We start from the raw sequence: 17,256 nt of genomic DNA on the forward strand, positions 1-17,256 counted from the left end.
CAGTTGGTTAGAATACCTGCCTGTCACGCAGGGGGTCGCGGGTTCGAGCCCCGTCCGTTCCGCCACTTATTGCATAACCCTGAATCTTTGATTCAGGGTTTTTTGCATTCTAATATTTATAACTTTTCTCTCAGATAAGATAGGTAGAGCGGTAAATTCCAATCATTGATACTTATATTCTTATTTTTTAAATTCATCTAATCGATACTCAACACTTTATAGCCAATCACTTAGCTTACAGTTGATTGCCGTAGTTCGGTCATTTCCTAAGCCTTGAATCACTTGGCTAACGTGTAACGGTCAACTAAAACCGGACACGGATTTAGGCACATTGCTGTAGTCGGCGTTCATATTCATCCGGCGATATATTTCTCAGCCGATAATGCCGCCTTTTCAGATGATAAAAACTGTCGATATAATCGATAACATCAGCGATACCCTGACTTCGGGTTTCATAACGACGATAGTTAACCCTCTCAGCTTTCAGGCTGCGGAAAAACCTTTCCGTAACAGCATTATCCTGGCAGTTACCTTTTCGGCTCATGCTACCTGTAACATCCAACTCCTGCTGGCAGGATTGGAACTGCGCGCGGGTATATTGCACCCCTTGATCGCTATGGAACACCACAGACCCTGTGGGTCGGCGTTTATTTACGGCCAGCCTTAAGGCCCGGACGGTCAAGTCGCTGTCCGGCTTGTCTGAGAAGGCCCAACTCACTATTTTTCTTGAACATAAGTCCATCATGATAGCCAGATATAACCAGCCCTGAGCGGAACGCAGATAGGTAATGTCACCTGACCACCAGGTATTCAATGTCTCTGGATTACACTGCAGATTCAATAGATTAGCGGCAACGACAGCGGGTTTTCCGCCGCGTGGATAACGATCACGTCCGGGGCGTTTAGCCTCCAGTAATAAGTTTTTCATTAGCTGCCGAACGCGGTATCTGCCCACGTTAAAACCTTGTTCCCGTAACTCGATGCACATGCCCGGCTGCCATATGTGGCATCCATTTCAGCATGAACATGCTTAGCCGCCGCGTGCAACATCAGAACATCGGGCTTGATCATTAGCCGACGACTACGGGCATAAAACACGCTGCGCGTGAGCGATAAACAGCGGCATACCTGTTGGATATTTGCACCGACCTTCTTCAGTTTCACCGCGACTTTTTGTCGTTGTTCATTTCCATGGCGAAGAAGGCCGAAACCTTTTTTAACAGGTCATTGTCGCTCTGCAACTGCCGTACCTGCTTTTCAAGTTCTTGTATTCGCCGTTGTTCCGGTGTTATAGCACTGGCTATCGGTGTGTTTCCGCGGATCTCTCCGCGATACTGCCGTAGCCAGTGTTGTAAGGTTGAAAGGCCAATATTCATTGTTTCAGCAGCTTGGGTCACCGGATACTTATGCTGAAGAACCAGATTGACGCACTCTTGTTTAAACTCATGAGTAAATGATTTTTTTCGCATTCTCACCTTGTTAGTGTTGCTCATTATATCTCTAACAAAGTGTCCGGAATGATTAGACCATTACAGATCTCAAACTACGGTGAAATGCACCGGTACGGGGAGCTGGTTTCAATGGCGTTTGTGGAATCAACGATCAATAAAGTAATCGCCAGACGAATGGCCAAAAAGCAGCAAATGCAGTGAAGCAGAAAAGGCGCGCATTATATGTTACAGACACGGACAGCAGTCCTGAATAACGAACTTCAGGATAAATTTTCCAGTTGGTATCCCGGTTGCGCTATAGACGATCAGAATGGCAGGAAGCTATCCGCGATGGCAGCATAGCTCAAACGCGGACTTCGCATGTGATGATAAAAACCTTTTATTATCGGTAACTCATAGTAAAACTAGCCACGCCGTTTGCTGCTCCGGGCGTGATATGTTCTCCAATCTGGTAATAACGGGCGGTCAGAGGAATTTCAACGTTTCCAATGCTAGTTGTATCCAGTACGTTAATTGCTGTTCCTAAGGGGAATGGCATGTTATTCCTCAATATTTGGATTCCTAATCCTGTAGCGACTCTTTCACCATTAGACCCACCACTCAGTGGCAGAGCATTATTGATGTACTCGCGATCTCCAATGATGAGGTCGACTTTGGTATTGACATCGCAGTTTAGTTCAATAGTAAAAGGTATCTCTTTGGCATAGCTTCCGATTCCTTTAAACATGTAACTATTGACGGTGCCCATGGGGACTAGAACTGACGGTGTGGTCAGGTTACAGCCATTGACGTTAATTGCTACCGATGGAAAATTGACATGCCCTAGGTGCCGCCCCACACTGGCGCGAAGACAGACATAATCGACGTGATAAGGTACAAATGCAGGCATGACTCCAGATTTGATTTCCCCATATTTCACCAAAAAATACTCTACCTTGGTGGAAAGAATGTAGTATATCGGTGTTTCACGGGGTCCATTGGCATCTAGTAGACCCGGCTTTCCGTCCGTTCTAAAAGCAATGCCTACACCATCCCAAGAGGTTTTGTAGACCCTCGATCCATCATAAGTGAGGCCGGTTTCCCCCATTCTATTATATGGTTGGAGGACGAAATCCCCAATCACATGAAAACCTTCATTTTCCAGTAATTTAGCAGAGTACTCATAGCTTCCTGAACCCAGCAATGTCCCAATTGGTGCATTATTGGGTACAGTAATAGGACTCATGTTTGTGCTTGGGGGGTTATGCCATATGGCGCGGCAATCACCATCAGCATAGGCCGTAGAAGTAAATATCATCGTCAGTAGAAAAGCCAAAACAGCGGGGTACGGGCTATGGCCTCTTAGCAGGAGAAAACTGCGGTTATTCATCATATTAAGCCACTCCTAATTTTGTATTTATAAAAAGTATTTCCCTATGTAAATTTGAGAGCGGTTTGATAATTCTTACCAGATTTACCCCTATAATTCCAGACACATCGCCGGCCTTATTTTAGATTTGCCGACGCCGCAGATATTCCCGCGGTGAACGGTAACCTAACGCACTGTGCGGATGCCATTCGTTATAGTGCTCGAACGCCATAGCCAGATTCTGCACTGCGGTATACGCATCGGGCCTGGCCATCACGCTGATATAGCCGCGCTTCATCGTCTTCACGAAGCGCTCTGCGATGACGTTGATCTCAGGGCTACGTACTGCCGTGCTTTTTGGCTCCAGCCCCAGCAACCGGGCGAACCGCCGGGTTTCATGCGATCTCTAGGCTAAGCCGTTGTCCGTCAGCCACTCAATGGGCTGAGTAGGCTGTTGTTGACCGAAGCGTCGTTCAACCGAAGCACGGGGAGTGCCGTAGCGCTGCAGATAAGCAGGGGAAGCCACAATATGGCGGTAACTATTCATCAGCTTTCTGGTGCGCAAAGTTGAATCCTGTAATGTGCCTACGCGAATGGCGATATCGACTTTACGTTCGATCAGATTGATAAATGTCTCTGAGGAAACCAGTGAGAGTGTCATTAACGGATAGCGCACTCTGAAGCTAGCCACCGACGGTGCTAGCATATGCAAGATTACCGGAGTAGAGGCATCAATGCGTAATAGCCCTCTTGGATTCAGCGGGTTATCGAGCAGTTCATTTTCCGCCAATGCCATTTCACGCAAAATCGCCTGCGTGCGTCTAAAGTAATGTTCGCCTTCCTGCGTTCGGCTGATTTGTCGTGTTATACGATTCAGCAATGTTACGCCCAGCTTGGTTTCTAGCTTTTTAACCGCTCTGCTGACCACGGAGTTAGCTTTCATTGTTGCTAATCAAGCAAAAATATTTTGATATTTCTATCATTTTTGTCATCCAGAGAGAAGCTCATAATGCGGCCTATCAAGTCGATACTTATTTTATCTGGAGTCAACGATGCCTTTAGCCTTACTCGCATTGACCATTAGCGCTTTTGCTATTGGTACCACCGAATTTGTGATTGTTGGACTCGTGCCCACGATTGCTGAACAGTTAAATGTTTCGGTACCCTCAGCCGGTTTACTGGTTTCTATTTACGCGCTGGGTGTAGCAATTGGCGCACCAATATTGACCGCATTAACAGGGCGTATTCCACGGAAAACCTTGCTGATTGGCCTGATGATACTCTTTACGCTAGGCAATTTTCTGGCATGGCAGGCACCGGGTTATGAATCGTTAGTCGTGGCTCGTCTGCTGACCGGGCTGGCTCACGGCGTGTTTTTCTCAATCGGTTCTACCATCGCAACCGGTCTGGCGCCGAAAGAGAAAGCCGCATCGGCGATTGCCATTATGTTTGGCGGGTTGACGGTAGCCTTAGTCACAGGTGTGCCTCTAGGCACCTTTATCGGGCAGCATTTTGGCTGGCGTGAAACCTTTTTAGCTGTCTCATTGATTGGTGTGGTGGCGATCGTTGCCAGCGCTATTTTGATTCCCAGTCATATTCCCAATAAAGCTAGCGCCGGTTTAAAGCAGCAGTTACAGGTATTAACTCATCCGCGTTTATTACTGATTTATGCCATTACTGCGCTGGGGTACGGCGGTGTCTTCACTATGTTCACCTTCCTGGCACCGATAATGCAAGAATTGGCCGGTTTCTCTGCGTCAGCGGTGAGCTGGATCTTGCTGGCATACGGAGTTTCAGTCGCGATTGGGAATGTTTGGGGTGGTAAATTAGCGGATCGTTACGGTGCGGTACCGGCACTTAGCTTTATTTTCGCTGCGTTGGCTGCGCTACTGTTTATTTTTCAGTTTACGGCGAACCACAGCATTGCCGCTCTAATGACTTTAATGGCTATGGGAATCTTTGCATTTGGTAACGTGCCGGGCTTGCAGGTATATGTGGTGCAGAAAGCTGAGGAATACACGCCACATGCAGTGGATGTTGCTTCAGGGCTGAATATTGCCGCTTTTAACGTGGGGATCGCCTTGGGATCGCTCATCGGTGGGCAGATCGTTTCCCAATGGGAATTAGCTCAAACCCCATGGATTGGCGGTGTGATAGTGATTGGAGCGTTAGCGCTGATTATGGTTAGCGGTGAGTTGGATAAACGGCATTTTCGCCGAGCGATAGCCCGCTGATTTATCATCAAAGCGGATAGCACTAATGGGAAGCTGAAGCTATTGCCCGAAACATGTTATTCAAATAATCGATACGTGCTCTAAACCCGCGAAATGCGGGTTCTTTTATGATGTAAATCATCGTCGTTGCCTATTCGGACTTGAGTCCGTTCGCGCTATCAGACAGTATTCCTCAATCGGACGTGTTGATAGCCAGCAAAAGAAATGTCTGGCTGAAGAATATCTGAGCGTATAATACTCAATTACAGGCTGGTCCATCCGGCCAGTTTGTTTTTAACGGGAATGGGCAAGAGCGTGCCGAAAAAAACCTATGCCATGCGCTATGTAGCAGGGCAACCAGCCGAGCAAATCTTTCCGGGCTCTGCCAGTCAGCTAGGGCAGGGGCTACCTCCGGGCGTTCCATTACCAACTTCTGAGCGTCTGCGGATTATGGTATGGAATATCTTTAAGCAGCAGCGACCTGATTGGCTCTCTGTGCTGAGAGGTTTTGGCAGCGATGCTCAACTGATGCTGTTGCAAGAAGCACAAACCACCCCTGAACTGGTGAGATTTGCGACGTCTAATTTTCAGGCAGCCGATCAGGTGCCTGCCTTTGCGCTGCCTCAGCATCCCTCTGGCGTAATGACGCTTGCCGCCGCTCACCCAGTATACTGCTGCCCACTACGAGAGCGTGAACCCCTGCTACGCTTGGCTAAATCAGCATTGGTAACGGTTTATCCCATTCATGATGGTCGATTGCTGATGGTTGCCAATATTCACGCTGTGAATTTTAGCTTGGGCGTAGACGTTTACAGCAAGCAGTTGGAACCTATTGGTGAACAAATCGCAATGCATCGTGGCCCGGTGATTCTGGCCGGTGATTTTAATGCCTGGAGCCGTCAGCGAATCAGAGCATTATTGAAATTCGCCAGAACCCTGAGTTTACAGGAGGTCGAGTTTCAGGCCGATAATCGTAGCCGAGCCTTTGGCCGACCGTTGGACTATGTTTTTTACCGCGAATTAAAAGTTGCTGATGCCGAAGTGCTGGTGACCAGAGCCTCCGATCACAATCCCTTACTGGTTGAATTCAAATCTTAATCCGCTTGCGACAACCCTCATTAATGACAAATTGTAGACATAAAAAAAGCACCCCGAAGGGTGCTCTTTAGCTGTTATAACCTTAATGCATTATGCATCTGGTGCTTTTTGACCGTTGACATACAGGGTCAATTTTAAACCAGGTTGCAAACTGTTAGCCTTGCTGACTACCGAATTCCATCGCATCACATCGTTGGTGTTTACACCGTGACGCTTGGCAATACTGGCAAAAGAATCACCTTTACGAACCTGATAGGTGATGCTTTTGCTGGCCGTATTGCTTGCCAGTTGCAGGGTTTGCCCAACTTTTAAGGTACTCGAGGTACGTAAGTTGTTCCAACTCTGCAAATCGCTGGTCTTGATATTCAATCGCTTGGCTATCGTAGATAAAGTGTCGCCAGGGCGAACTTTATACTGCGAACCTGATGCTGACGTTTTTGTGTTATTAGCCACCTGAGTGGATTTGGACACAACAATATCAGTTTCAGCCAGTGAGTCTTTAAACTGCTCTGCATGGGTTTTCGGCAACATAATGTAATGAGGACCGTTAGGTGCCGTTACATTGCGCTTATACCCTGAATTATAAGCTTTCAGCTTAGTCAGCGACATTCCTGCCATCTCAGCCGCCTGAGTTAGCTCTATCTGCTGACCGACGTCTACTCGCGCTAACGCACGGTTTTCGTTGGTTTCAGGTAACTTGATACCGTATTTCTTGCTGTTCTTGATAATGTCACTCAAGGCCAGCATTTTAGGGACATAAATTGACGTTTCACGCGGAAGCGACAATGCCCAGAAATTGGTCGGTTTACCCTTAGCTTTATTGGCTTTCACCGCTTGCATGACTCGGCCTTCACCACTGTTATACGCGGCGATGGTTAATAACCAGTCACCGTTAAACATTTTGTTCAGGCGTTCCATCATATCAAGCGCTGCCTTGGTAGAGGCAACCACATCGCGACGGCCGTCATACCATTGGTTTTGCTTTAATCCATAATTTCGACCGGTACTCGGGACTATCTGCCATAGCCCTGCGGCGTTGGCGGAGGAAGTCGCGTGTGGGTCAAAAGCGCTCTCCACTATGGGTAGCAGTACCAGCTCCATCGGCATCTTACGTTGCTTAATCTGCTCGACTATCAGGTACATGTACGGCTCTGCCCGTAATGTTACATCGTGGAGATAGCTCTTATTTTTTAAATACTTTCGTTTTTGTTCACGGATCAGGGCATTATCCTGAACCTTCATCTTCAGCTCGTCGCTAATGAAGTTCCACAGATCGTTCTGCGCGACGCCGGTATCACTTTCCAGCCATCGCGCGGAGCCCTCTCGGGCACTATCCGTGTACTTTCCTGCTTCACTTTCTTGACCTGCCGAAGACAAACTCTGTGCATGCTGCTCGGGAACCTGCACGTCCTGCCTGGACGTTTGGCACCCTACAAGCAAGACTGAGGCGAGAAATATCGCTTTGGTCTTCATGTGTGTGTCAATGTTAGTTGCTTAAAAGACGAGCAATCATACTTTGCTTCGACAAATAACACAACTAAAAGCTTCAGAAGCTATCTTTACGGGCACGTAATTCAGCAAAAATCAGGGAGTTGTCATTAGGCGGAGTATCCACACCTAAATTCCTTTGTAAATCAATGTCATCACAGCGTAAAAAAACATTAATTTTACGCTCTAATTGCAATTCTGAGGGTAGGCTTGAGTGGTTTTTTGCTCTTAATTGCTTGATTTGTTGTTGATATGTTTCAATATCTCGATCTTGTGGTAAAACTGAACGGGCAAAGTTAAGATTCGAAAGAGTATATTCATGCGCGCTGCAAATTAAGGTCTCATCGGGCAACTGTGCGAGTCGTTGAATTGATGCGTACATTTGTTGGGGCGAGCCTTCTAACAGCCGTCCGCAGCCGCCAGAAAATAACGTATCCCCGCAGAAAAGATAAGGTGCGCTGTAGTATGCGATATGGCCAAGGGTGTGTCCGGGAACGGCAATTACGCTGAAAATTTGTCCGCACAAAGACAGGCTATCGCCTTCTTTTACGATAATCGTAGCCCCTTTTTGTGCCGTTTCCTGCGGGCCGTAAACCGGAATGTTGGGGAAATTCTGGCGTATTTCGGTCACTCCGCCAACGTGATCGTGATGGTGGTGAGTCAATAGAATTCCTTCGGGAATCCAGCCTTTTTCTTTTAGCTTGCTCAGTACCGGCGCGGCTTCTCCCGGATCGACAATCAGGCAGCGTTGCTGTTGGTTAACCAATAGCCAAATGTAATTGTCTTGAAATGCAGGAATGCTGATAAGATTCATCGGATACCTCTCGTTGGCAACAGCTTGATAGAAGATAATAAAACATGAAACCAGCTCAAACACGCCAAAAGATTCATGCCCCAGCTTCCTGGGCCGAGTTACCTTGGGGAGAGTATTATCGGGCAGCTATCGAGCAACAGCTACAGCCATGGTGGCCAAAGTTTTTCGGTTTTCATCTGCTTAAAATTGGGCAACTCAGTGCGGAGATTGCCAGTGAAAGCTGCGCTGTTTCCCATCAGGTTAATGTTGGGGATAAGGGCAGCAATATGCAGGTGCTGGCCAGTCCTTACCAGCTTCCTTTTGCTGAAAAATCGGTGGACGTCTGTCTGTTATCTCATACGCTGGCTTATTCAACCGATCCTCATCGAATTTTACGCGAGGCGGATCGCGTGTTGATCGACGATGGTTGGCTGGTGATCAGCACGTTCAATCCGTTAAGTTTACTTGGGGTTGGGAAGTTACTGCCAGTGATACGTCGACGCCAACCTTACGCGAGCAGAATGTTTACGCAAATGCGTTTACTGGATTGGCTCAGCCTGCTGAACTATGAAGTGATGCATGAATCCAGTTTCCACGTACTGCCGTGGCATAAACAAGGCGGGCGCTTTATCAGCACCCATCTACATGCATTAGGGTGTATCGGTCTGATTGTGGCCAGAAAACGTATGATTCCACTGACGTTCAACCCCATGAAAATGGGAGCGAGAAAACCCTGGTTAAGCCGATCCGTGGGCGCAACGAAAAGTTACCGTAATCGCCCTTAAAACTCGGAATTAGTCTGGGTTATAGCCGGTATCTTCCTGAGTTGGAGCGTTGGCTGCATCGCGCGCCAATACGTCACAACGTTCGTTTTCCGGGTGCCCTGCGTGGCCTTTAACCCACTCCCACTGCACTTTATGGTCCGAAATCGCCGCGTCCAACCGTTTCCACAAATCCACATTGCGGACCGGCTTACGATCGGCCGTTTTCCAGCCGCGTTTTTTCCAGTTATGAATCCACTGAGTTATGCCCTGACGCACATATTGACTGTCGGTACTGAGCGTAACTTCACAGGGTGACGTCAATGCTTCTAAAGCAACGATGGCTGCCATCAATTCCATACGGTTATTGGTCGTGAGACGATAGCCTTCACTGAAAGTCTTTTCGTGCTGTTTGTAACGCAAAATCGCGCCATAACCACCGGGACCCGGATTGCCTAGGCAAGATCCGTCGGTGAAAATTTCTACCTGTTTGGTCATCTCTGGTAGACTCTTCCTAATGAGTTTTAAACCTTAAGTCTGACATAAACGAGCGCTATGAGCACTGCAATATGATCCCAACACCTACCAGACAGATAGTTCTCGATACTGAAACCACCGGTATGAATAAGCTGGGCGTTCACTATGAAGGCCACCGTATTATTGAAATCGGTGCCGTCGAAGTGATCAACCGTCGGTTAACCGGACGGAATTTCCACGTCTATGTCAAACCGGATCGTCTGGTTGATCCAGAAGCTTACGGTGTCCACGGTATTAGCGATGAGTTTCTCGCAGATAAGCCAACTTTTGCCGATATCGCCTCGGAATTCCTCGAGTTTATTCGCGGAGCCGAGCTGGTTATTCATAACGCGGCGTTCGATATCGGCTTTATGGACTATGAATTTCGAATGCTTCAGCAGGGAATTCCGAATACGGATACCTTCTGTACCATAACCGATAGTCTGTTATTAGCGCGCCGTCTGTTCCCCGGTAAGAGGAACAACCTCGATGCGTTATGTGACCGTTATCTGATAGACAATACTAAGCGAACGCTGCACGGCGCATTGCTCGATGCCGAGATTTTGGCTGAAGTCTATTTGGCGATGACCGGCGGGCAAACCTCGCTGTCTTTCTCAATGGAAGGGGATCAGAATCAATCCGATTCTACCGATGATATTCAACGCATCGTCCGCCCGGCCAGCGGGCTGAAAATTATTTATGCCAGTGATGAAGAATTGGAAGCTCATAACCAGCGTTTGGATTTGGTTCAAAAGAAGGGCGGAAGCTGCCTGTGGCGGGCTTCTGCTGAAGATGAAACGGCAGTCAATGTGGGATAATTCATCTTTTGGGTGAAAATCTGTTCAACCGGTTTATTTTTCAGGAAAAAGTGTTGACGAAATAGCGGGGTGACCGTAATATTCAACCCGTTCTTAACCGGAACAACAGCGCGGTGCGGTAGTTCAGTCGGTTAGAATACCGGCCTGTCACGCCGGGGGTCGCGGGTTCGAGTCCCGTCCGCACCGCCAACATTCAGAAGCCCTGAGTTAGCAATAACTCAGGGCTTCGTCGTTTTCGTCATTCCAACCACTGTTTTCTGTCTATTCCAACGATTAAGCTAATAAAAAACGCGCCGTGAGAGACGCGTTTAACGTCGCTATTTTTTGCGTGGCTATGTCGACTCGATAATTAGTGGTGCAGCAGAAAATCATCGGCATCGCGCCAGATGGGAAAACGCTCGCGATAGTCGGTTAGCGCTTCCAAAGAGAGATCGGCGTCCAGTCTGACACTTGCATGCAATGGCGCGCTAGCCAGGACCTCACCCAGGGGACCGATAATTACGCTATCTCCTTGATAAATATGGCCGTTATCATCTTTACCTACCCGATTACATCCTGCGACAAATACCTGATTCTCAATGGCTCTGGCAGGCAATAGGCTTTGCCAATGTTCGGCTCGCGCTGCCGGCCAGTTGGCAATATAAATAGCTAAATCATAGTCTTGCTGGTTACGCGACCAGACAGGGAAGCGCAGGTCGTAACAGATCTGCGGCAAAATACGCCAGCCACGCCATTCCACCACTTTACGTAGTTTTCCAGCCTGATAATGATGGTGTTCGCCGGCAATGCGAAACAGATGGCGCTTATCATAAAAATGTACTTTTCCGCCGGGTTCCACCAGCAGAAAGCGGTTTACCGCGCCTTCTGGCGTTTGCAGCGCTACGCTACCACTGAGTAATGCGTTGGTTTTCACAGCCCAATGGCGAAGCCAATCGAGGATTTCCGCCTCCGGTAGCGCGAACTCGGCGGCGTTCATGGCGAAGCCGCTGACAAACATCTCCGGCAGAATAATGACATCTCGCTGGTGGATATCTTCGAGCAGCTTCGCAAAATGGCGTAAATTCGCTTCGGCATCCAGCCAGACTAACGGTTGTTGTAGTAGAGTCAGTTTTAAAGTTGACATAGGCGCTCCGCTGCGGCGTCCAACGTGGCTTCCTGCTTAGCGAAGCACAGTCGAATCAGTTTATGAGGGAAAGGAGCCTCGCAGAATACTGACAATGGAATTGCCGCAACGCCGATTTTTTCCGTTAGCCACAGGCAAAAATCTACGTCATTTAGATCGGAAACGGCGCTGTAATCGACCAGCAGGAAGTAGGTTCCTTCACTGGGTAATATTTTGAGGCGGCTGGCGGCCAGCGCCTGTACGAAGTGATCCCGACGAGCACGATAAAAATCGGACAGTTGCTGCCAGTGCTCAGGCTCTGCGTTCAGCATATCGGCTAGAGCCAATTGAATTGGTGTACAAACGGAAAAGGTCAGGTATTGGTGGATTTTACGCACTTCCGCGCTAATGGCGGCAGGCGCTATGCAATAACCGACTTTCCAACCGGTCATGTGAAAGGTTTTACCGAATGAAGATACGGCAACGGCCCGTTGGCGTAATTGAGGGTGAGCCAGTACGCTAGCGTGGCCTTCAGCGGCGAAACAAATATGTTCATATACTTCATCGCTAATGACATAAATATTGTGATCGGCAATGGCTTGCCATAATTGCTCAAAATCAGCCGCTCGCCATAGGGTCGCTGACGGATTGTGCGGAGTGTTGACGATCACTAACCGCGTGCGTTCGGTCAGCAAATCGGAGAATTCAGCCCAGTTAGTATTGAATTCCGGCGGCCGTAGCGCGATGCGTTTGACTTCGCCACCCGCCAGTTTAATGGCTGGCGCATAGCTGTCGTAGCTGGGATCAAAGCAGATAACTTCATCACCGGGGCGCACGAGAGCGGTAATGGCAGCAAACAGGGCTTCGCTGGCACCGGTGGTCACCGTTACTTCACTATCAGCATTAGGACGCCAGCCATACACGGCTGCGGTTTTATCTGCAATGGCTTCTCGCAGCGCCACAACGCCAGTCATTGGCGCATATTGATTCGCTCCCTGGTTAACATGATAAGCCAGACGCTGTTTAAGATATTCTGGTCCATCAAAATCGGGGAATCCCTGAGACAGGTTGATTGCCTGATGCTGGTGCGCCAGCGCACTCATTTGCGTAAAGATGGTGGTGCTTTGGGAAGGCAATTTACTGTCTGGAATCAATGATAAGGTGCTCATTCTGGGCTGAAACTCCTGGCGCTGATGTTGCTGTCAATATAACACGATGTTAAGATTTGGCAATCAAGACGCTTAGATGTTTAAACGGCTAAATGATTTTTTGTGTTAATGTCAGTTCATCGGGTGCTAAGCGTGAAATATTCCTCTGATGCACGGCGAAAATAACTATTGCAGAGGTAGGGGAATGGCAGAACAGACACAACTTGAGGCGTTACTTTCGGCCTGCCACTGGATTGGCGGCAAAGGCTGGTGTCCGGCGACTGGCGGTAATATGTCACTGCGTGCCGGCAGCGAATATGCGCTGGTCAGTGAATCTGGCAAAGATAAAGGTAGCCTCACGGCGGAAGATTTCCTGAGCGTAGATATTGCCACCAATCATGTGCCCAGCGGGCGTACGCCTTCAGCGGAAACCGGGCTGCATACTTTACTGTATCGGTTATATCCTGATGTTACTGCGGTTTTACACACTCATTCTGTGAACGCCACGGTACTTTCTCGCGTGGAAAAAAGTGATGGATTGGTTTTACAGGGTTATGAAATGCAGAAATCCCTGTCGGGTCAGAAATCCCATTTGGATACCGTAGTTATTCCTATTTTTGATAACGATCAGGATATTAGTGCATTGGCTGAACGAGTGGCAGCCCGCGCAGGTTTGGCGTCGTTACGCTACGGTTTTCTGGTACGAGGTCACGGGCTTTATTGCTGGGGGAACTCCGTGGCTGAAGCGCGCCGTCATCTGGAAGGATTGGAATTCCTGTTCCAGTGCGAATTACAACGTCGCCTGCTGGAGGTCAAATGATTCAGGCTATTGTTACCGATATTGAAGGTACGACCAGCGATATTCGCTTTGTGCATCAGGTACTTTTTCCTTACGCTCGCGCCCGATTAGCGGATTTTTTGCGTCAGCACGCCAGCGAAGATGACGTCACTGTTCTGCTGGTAGATTTACGCCGTGAAATTGGTCAGTTGGATGCGGATATAGAAACTCTTATTAGCGCCCTATTCGGTTTTATGGATGAGGATCGTAAGTCTACCGCGTTGAAAGCTTTGCAAGGCATGATCTGGCGTACTGGTTATCAAAGTGGAGATTTTCGCGGTCATCTTTACCCGGACGTGGCTCCGCAGCTTGCTCATTGGCAGCATCAAGGGGTGAAGCTATATGTTTATTCCTCGGGGTCGGTTGAGGCGCAAAAATTGCTGTTTGGCTATAGTGAGGCGGGGGATTTACAGCCGTTATTCAGCGGTTATTTTGATACCCGCGTTGGCGCAAAGCGTGAAGTCTCCGCTTATCAGAATATGACTGAGCGCTTGGCCGTTGCACCGCAAGATATCTTGTTTTTATCCGATATTCGTCAGGAACTGGACGCAGCTCATCAGGCCGGCTGGCAGACTTGCCAGCTGATTCGCGATTTGCCGGATGCAGAAAGCCAACATCGGCAGGTTAACCGTTTCGATCAGATCGTTTTAGGGGAGTTTGCATCATGAGTGCCTTGACTATTTTCAGCGATGAGCAGCCGGAAGAGCCTATCTGGCAAAGCACCGATGCAACGGCTATTCAGAAGCAATTGGCGAGTATTGGCGTACGTTTTGAGCGCTGGCGTGCAGATCGGGCGTTGGGGGGAAATCCGGCTCCGAAAGCCGTAATTGCGGCGTATCAACATGAAATAGACCGGCTGGTGGCAGAAAAAGGCTATCAAAGCTGGGATGTCATCAGTATGCGCCCAGATAACGCTCAGCGAGAAACTCTGCGACAAAAGTTTTTATCCGAACATACTCACGGCGAAGACGAAGTGCGTTTCTTTGTTGAAGGTGCGGGGCTGTTTTGTCTGCATTTAGAGGGGGAAATCTTCCAGATTCTCTGCGAAAAAAACGATTTAATTTCCGTTCCGGCGGATACACGTCATTGGTTTGATATGGGATCGGCACCGAATTTCACCGCTATTCGGGTATTTGATAACCCGGAAGGCTGGGTGGCGCATTTTACCGGCGATAAAATAGCTGATGCTTATCCTCGTTTAGATTAATGCTAATTATCAGGCGGCTCAGTAAGGCCACCTGAATTCTCATTATTTAGGCTGGAAAAATCCGGCTTGAACCTGTTGTGGCGTGATTACGCCGCTATCCAGAACCCAACCGCTGATGAGGGTTGATGCCGTGACGTCGAACGCCGGGTTATACACCTGGGCGTCTTGCGGTGCCCAGTGACATTCGCCAAAGCTGCCGGATACGCCGGTGACTTCGCTGGCTGTGCGCTGTTCGATGGGGATAGCGGCTCCGTTTGGACACTGTGAATCCACGGTGGTGTGAGGGGCCGCAACATAAAACGGAATATGGTGATAATGCGCCAGTACCGCCAAGCTATAAGTGCCGATTTTATTCGCTACGTCACCGTTAGCGGCAATACGATCTGCGCCGACCCAAATAGCGTCTACTTGGCCTTGAGCCATTAAGCTCGCAGCCATGGAATCACAAATTAACCGGTAGGGAATACCCAACTCGCCCAATTCCCATGCGGTTAAACGTCCACCTTGTAGTAATGGCCGGGTTTCATCGACCCAAACGTTATCTATTTTTCCCTGCTGATGAGCGCGTAATATTACGCCGATTGCCGTTCCCACGCCCGCAGTGGCTAAGCCGCCGGTATTACAATGGGTAAGAATTCTGCTACCGGATTTAACCAGTGCTGCGCCGTGATTAGCAATGCTATCGCACAGAATCCGATCCTCGTCGACCAAACGTAGCGCCTCTTCCATCATAGAATTTACCCAGTCTGGTCGCAGTAACGCTTGCTGCATTCGTGCCAGATTATTCATCAGGTTAACTGCCGTCGGCCGTGATTCCCTTAGCGTGATTAGCGCTTGCTCCAACTGCACCTGAGATAAACCACGCTCCGCCAGCAGTGCCAGTAACAGACTGGCAGAGAGACCAATCAGCGGCGCACCGCGTACGCGTAACGTCAGAATATGTTCGACCAGAGATTCTACGTCGTCAGCTAAACGCCAGATTTGGCGTTGAGGCAGGGCTTGCTGATCGAGAATCCAAAGCTGGTTATCGCGTATTTTCAGGCTGGTGGTGTTAAGCGTCTGCATCGTCAGTTAAATCCATGTTGCGTTATTGCATCTGAGTTCTTATTCTGCCAACATGTTTTACGGATGTATAGACGTCTATATGTTTTTACGCCTAAATGATTAATGCGCCGTGGGCGATCAGAGAATTGAAAAGGGGTGGGAGATGTCAGGTTATCATACGTTTACTGCTGCTGATGCCGTTGCATATGCGCGTCAATATGGTCAGATTGCTGAACCGCACACGTTGGTTTCGGCGGATGAGATTGGCGACGGCAATCTGAATCTGGTTTTTAAGATCCGTGATGAAACGGGGCGAAGCCGAGTGGTGGTGAAACAGGCATTGCCTTACGTTCGTTGCGTGGGTGAATCCTGGCCTTTGACCTTGGACCGAGCGCGTATCGAAGCGGAAACCCTGCTAACTCACAGTCAGTTCTGCCCTGAACACACGGTTAAAATACTGCACCATGACACGGAGTTGGCGGTGATGGTACTGGAGGATCTTTCCGACCATCACATCTGGCGGCAGGAATTGGTGAAAGGCCGCTATTATCCGCAGGCGGCCAGCCAGTTGGGTGAATATCTGGGGCAGACTTTATTCCACACCTCAGATTTTTATCAGTCGGCACAAAGTAAAAAGGCGGCGGTGATCCGCTATACCAATCCCGAGCTGTGCCAGATCACTGAAGATCTGTTCTTTACCGATCCTTATCACGATCATGAACGCAATAATTTTGACGCCGCGTTACTGCCGGAGGTGCTGGCATTGCGTCATGATAACGGGCTGAAACTGGCGGTAGCTTCCCTTAAACATCGGTTTTTGAGCAAGGCGGAAGCTTTGCTGCACGGTGATATCCATAGTGGCTCGATTTTTGTGACGGAAGGTAAATTGAAAGCCATCGACGCAGAATTCGGTTTTTATGGCCCGATTGGCTTTGATATCGGCACAGCTTTAGGAAATGTGCTGCTAAATTACTGCGGTTTGCCGGGGCTGACCGGGCCGAGGGATGCGGCGGCAGGGCGTGAACAGCGTTTGGATGACATTCGTGAAATCTGGCAGGCTTTTGCCACGCGTTTTCTAACCCTATGCGCAGAGAAAACCCAGGATCAATCGTTGAAAACCGCTGGTTATGCCGAGTATTTCCTTCAGCAGGTGTGGAATGATGCCGTGGGGTACTGTGGAACCGAATTGATCAGACGTACCATCGGGCTGGCACACGTAGCGGATTTAGACAGTATTGAAGATGAGGGGATGCGTTTAGCCTGTCAGCGTCAGGCTCTGAGTTTGGGGCGGACGTTAATACTGGCCGCGGCGCACATTGATAATGTGGGTGAATTAATTGCCCGTATTCGTCAAAACGGATAATTGAGCGCTTGGTTGTTCGCCATTTTCAGGTTCAACGCTAATTCGTTATCAAGAATCAGGGATAAAAA

General features: G+C 48.8%; 17 protein-coding genes, 1 tRNA gene and 2 pseudogenes. 10 read left to right on the forward strand and 10 right to left on the reverse strand.

The window, feature by feature from the left end; translation table 11 throughout:
• Positions 1–322 precede the first annotated feature (322 nt).
• Positions 323–988, reverse strand: a complete 666-nt coding sequence (locus AD970_RS10040) for an IS3 family transposase (RefSeq protein ID WP_157045506.1) — start codon at positions 986–988, stop codon at positions 323–325.
• 172 nt (positions 989–1,160) lie between these two features.
• A complete protein-coding gene (locus AD970_RS10045) occupies positions 1,161–1,469 on the reverse strand; it encodes an IS3 family transposase (protein ID WP_049598692.1) in 309 nt (102 codons plus the stop codon).
• Between the two features lie 60 nt (positions 1,470–1,529).
• Between AD970_RS10045 and AD970_RS10050 the strand changes: the two are divergent.
• Positions 1,530–1,793: pseudogene (locus AD970_RS10050) on the forward strand (ISKra4 family transposase); the annotation flags it as partial.
• Positions 1,794–1,833: 40 nt separating this feature from the next.
• Here AD970_RS10050 and AD970_RS10055 read toward each other — a convergent pair.
• Complete coding sequence (locus AD970_RS10055) at positions 1,834–2,823, reverse strand: fimbrial protein (protein ID WP_049598408.1); 990 nt, start codon at positions 2,821–2,823, stop codon at positions 1,834–1,836.
• A 118-nt stretch (positions 2,824–2,941) separates the two neighbouring features.
• Positions 2,942–3,739 (reverse strand): annotated as a pseudogene (locus AD970_RS20560) (integrase core domain-containing protein); the annotation flags it as partial.
• 112 nt (positions 3,740–3,851) lie between these two features.
• Here AD970_RS20560 and AD970_RS10070 point away from each other — a divergent pair.
• Together AD970_RS10070 and AD970_RS10075 are read left to right on the forward strand one after the other, a co-directional pair.
• The gene (locus AD970_RS10070) at positions 3,852–5,033 is read left to right on the forward strand and encodes an MFS transporter (protein WP_049598410.1); all 1,182 of its coding nucleotides are present in this window, start codon (positions 3,852–3,854) and stop codon (positions 5,031–5,033) included.
• A 282-nt stretch (positions 5,034–5,315) separates the two neighbouring features.
• A complete protein-coding gene (locus AD970_RS10075; RefSeq protein WP_209429073.1) occupies positions 5,316–6,110 on the forward strand; it encodes an endonuclease/exonuclease/phosphatase family protein in 795 nt (264 codons plus the stop codon).
• 90 nt (positions 6,111–6,200) lie between these two features.
• Here AD970_RS10075 and mltD read toward each other — a convergent pair whose 3' ends face one another.
• Positions 6,201–7,583, reverse strand: coding sequence for a murein transglycosylase D (gene mltD, locus AD970_RS10080; RefSeq protein ID WP_049598411.1), 1,383 nt, complete (start codon positions 7,581–7,583; stop codon positions 6,201–6,203).
• Between the two features lie 73 nt (positions 7,584–7,656).
• On the reverse strand, positions 7,657–8,412 hold the full coding sequence (gene gloB, locus AD970_RS10085) for a hydroxyacylglutathione hydrolase (RefSeq protein WP_049598413.1): 756 nt from the start codon (positions 8,410–8,412) through the stop codon (positions 7,657–7,659).
• A 44-nt stretch (positions 8,413–8,456) separates the two neighbouring features.
• Between gloB and AD970_RS10090 the strand changes: the two genes are divergently transcribed.
• Positions 8,457–9,176 carry a class I SAM-dependent methyltransferase gene (locus AD970_RS10090; RefSeq protein ID WP_049598414.1) on the forward strand — a complete coding sequence of 240 codons (720 nt, stop codon included), beginning with the start codon at positions 8,457–8,459 and terminating at the stop codon, positions 9,174–9,176.
• Positions 9,177–9,185: 9 nt separating this feature from the next.
• Here AD970_RS10090 and rnhA read toward each other — a convergent pair whose 3' ends face one another.
• The gene (gene rnhA / locus AD970_RS10095) at positions 9,186–9,650 is read right to left on the reverse strand and encodes a ribonuclease HI (RefSeq protein WP_049598416.1); all 465 of its coding nucleotides are present in this window, start codon (positions 9,648–9,650) and stop codon (positions 9,186–9,188) included.
• Between the two features lie 71 nt (positions 9,651–9,721).
• Here rnhA and dnaQ point away from each other — a divergent pair, with 71 nt between their 5' ends.
• Positions 9,722–10,486, forward strand: coding sequence for a DNA polymerase III subunit epsilon (dnaQ, locus tag AD970_RS10100; RefSeq protein ID WP_049598418.1), 765 nt, complete (start codon positions 9,722–9,724; stop codon positions 10,484–10,486).
• A gap of 112 nt (positions 10,487–10,598) precedes the next feature.
• A tRNA-Asp gene (locus AD970_RS10105) sits at positions 10,599–10,675 on the forward strand.
• Positions 10,676–10,835: 160 nt separating this feature from the next.
• Here AD970_RS10105 and AD970_RS10110 read toward each other — a convergent pair.
• Positions 10,836–11,609: an amidohydrolase gene (locus tag AD970_RS10110; protein WP_049598419.1), complete on the reverse strand. Its 774-nt coding sequence runs from the start codon at positions 11,607–11,609 to the stop codon at positions 10,836–10,838.
• On the reverse strand, positions 11,597–12,757 hold the full coding sequence (locus tag AD970_RS10115; protein WP_049598420.1) for a pyridoxal phosphate-dependent aminotransferase: 1,161 nt from the start codon (positions 12,755–12,757) through the stop codon (positions 11,597–11,599). The genes AD970_RS10110 and AD970_RS10115 overlap by 13 nt, the downstream gene beginning before the upstream one ends.
• 184 nt (positions 12,758–12,941) lie before the next feature.
• Here AD970_RS10115 and AD970_RS10120 point away from each other — a divergent pair, with 184 nt between their 5' ends.
• Genes AD970_RS10120 through AD970_RS10130 form a run of 3 tightly spaced genes read left to right on the forward strand, consistent with a single transcriptional unit; the run spans position 12,942 to position 14,781 of the window.
• Positions 12,942–13,556, forward strand: a complete 615-nt coding sequence (locus AD970_RS10120; protein ID WP_049598421.1) for a methylthioribulose 1-phosphate dehydratase — start codon at positions 12,942–12,944, stop codon at positions 13,554–13,556.
• The gene (mtnC, locus tag AD970_RS10125; RefSeq protein ID WP_049598423.1) at positions 13,553–14,242 is read left to right on the forward strand and encodes an acireductone synthase; all 690 of its coding nucleotides are present in this window, start codon (positions 13,553–13,555) and stop codon (positions 14,240–14,242) included. Before AD970_RS10120 ends, mtnC begins: the two co-directional genes overlap by 4 nt.
• Positions 14,239–14,781: a 1,2-dihydroxy-3-keto-5-methylthiopentene dioxygenase gene (locus AD970_RS10130; protein ID WP_049598424.1), complete on the forward strand. Its 543-nt coding sequence runs from the start codon at positions 14,239–14,241 to the stop codon at positions 14,779–14,781. The genes mtnC and AD970_RS10130 overlap by 4 nt, the downstream gene beginning before the upstream one ends.
• A 42-nt stretch (positions 14,782–14,823) precedes the next feature.
• Here the strand turns inward: AD970_RS10130 and mtnA are convergent, their stop codons facing one another.
• Positions 14,824–15,846, reverse strand: coding sequence for an S-methyl-5-thioribose-1-phosphate isomerase (gene mtnA, locus AD970_RS10135; RefSeq protein WP_049598425.1), 1,023 nt, complete (start codon positions 15,844–15,846; stop codon positions 14,824–14,826).
• A gap of 142 nt (positions 15,847–15,988) precedes the next feature.
• Between mtnA and mtnK the strand changes: the two genes are divergently transcribed.
• Positions 15,989–17,188 (forward strand): S-methyl-5-thioribose kinase, encoded by a 1,200-nt coding sequence (gene mtnK, locus AD970_RS10140; protein ID WP_049598426.1) that lies wholly within the window; start codon positions 15,989–15,991, stop codon positions 17,186–17,188.
• Positions 17,189–17,256: the final 68 nt, after the last annotated feature.

Source organism: Yersinia nurmii, from assembly GCF_001112925.1.
Classification (GTDB): Bacteria; Pseudomonadota; Gammaproteobacteria; order Enterobacterales; family Enterobacteriaceae; genus Yersinia; species Yersinia nurmii.

Excerpts from the sequence above, each read along its gene's own strand:
- AD970_RS10040 (WP_157045506.1), bottom strand. The coding sequence starts at position 988 with ATGTGCATCGAGTTACGGGAACAAGGTTTTAACGTGGGCAGATACCGC.
- AD970_RS10045 (WP_049598692.1), bottom strand. The coding sequence starts at position 1,469 with ATGCGAAAAAAATCATTTACTCATGAGTTTAAACAAGAGTGCGTCAAT.
- AD970_RS10055 (WP_049598408.1), bottom strand. The coding sequence starts at position 2,823 with ATGATGAATAACCGCAGTTTTCTCCTGCTAAGAGGCCATAGCCCGTAC.
- AD970_RS10070 (WP_049598410.1), top strand. The coding sequence starts at position 3,852 with ATGCCTTTAGCCTTACTCGCATTGACCATTAGCGCTTTTGCTATTGGT.
- AD970_RS10075 (WP_209429073.1), top strand. The coding sequence starts at position 5,316 with ATGGGCAAGAGCGTGCCGAAAAAAACCTATGCCATGCGCTATGTAGCA.
- mltD (WP_049598411.1), bottom strand. The coding sequence starts at position 7,583 with ATGAAGACCAAAGCGATATTTCTCGCCTCAGTCTTGCTTGTAGGGTGC.
- gloB (WP_049598413.1), bottom strand. The coding sequence starts at position 8,412 with ATGAATCTTATCAGCATTCCTGCATTTCAAGACAATTACATTTGGCTA.
- AD970_RS10090 (WP_049598414.1), top strand. The coding sequence starts at position 8,457 with ATGAAACCAGCTCAAACACGCCAAAAGATTCATGCCCCAGCTTCCTGG.
- rnhA (WP_049598416.1), bottom strand. The coding sequence starts at position 9,650 with ATGACCAAACAGGTAGAAATTTTCACCGACGGATCTTGCCTAGGCAAT.
- dnaQ (WP_049598418.1), top strand. The coding sequence starts at position 9,722 with ATGATCCCAACACCTACCAGACAGATAGTTCTCGATACTGAAACCACC.
- AD970_RS10110 (WP_049598419.1), bottom strand. The coding sequence starts at position 11,609 with ATGTCAACTTTAAAACTGACTCTACTACAACAACCGTTAGTCTGGCTG.
- AD970_RS10115 (WP_049598420.1), bottom strand. The coding sequence starts at position 12,757 with ATGAGCACCTTATCATTGATTCCAGACAGTAAATTGCCTTCCCAAAGC.
- AD970_RS10120 (WP_049598421.1), top strand. The coding sequence starts at position 12,942 with ATGGCAGAACAGACACAACTTGAGGCGTTACTTTCGGCCTGCCACTGG.
- mtnC (WP_049598423.1), top strand. The coding sequence starts at position 13,553 with ATGATTCAGGCTATTGTTACCGATATTGAAGGTACGACCAGCGATATT.
- AD970_RS10130 (WP_049598424.1), top strand. The coding sequence starts at position 14,239 with ATGAGTGCCTTGACTATTTTCAGCGATGAGCAGCCGGAAGAGCCTATC.
- mtnA (WP_049598425.1), bottom strand. The coding sequence starts at position 15,846 with ATGCAGACGCTTAACACCACCAGCCTGAAAATACGCGATAACCAGCTT.
- mtnK (WP_049598426.1), top strand. The coding sequence starts at position 15,989 with ATGTCAGGTTATCATACGTTTACTGCTGCTGATGCCGTTGCATATGCG.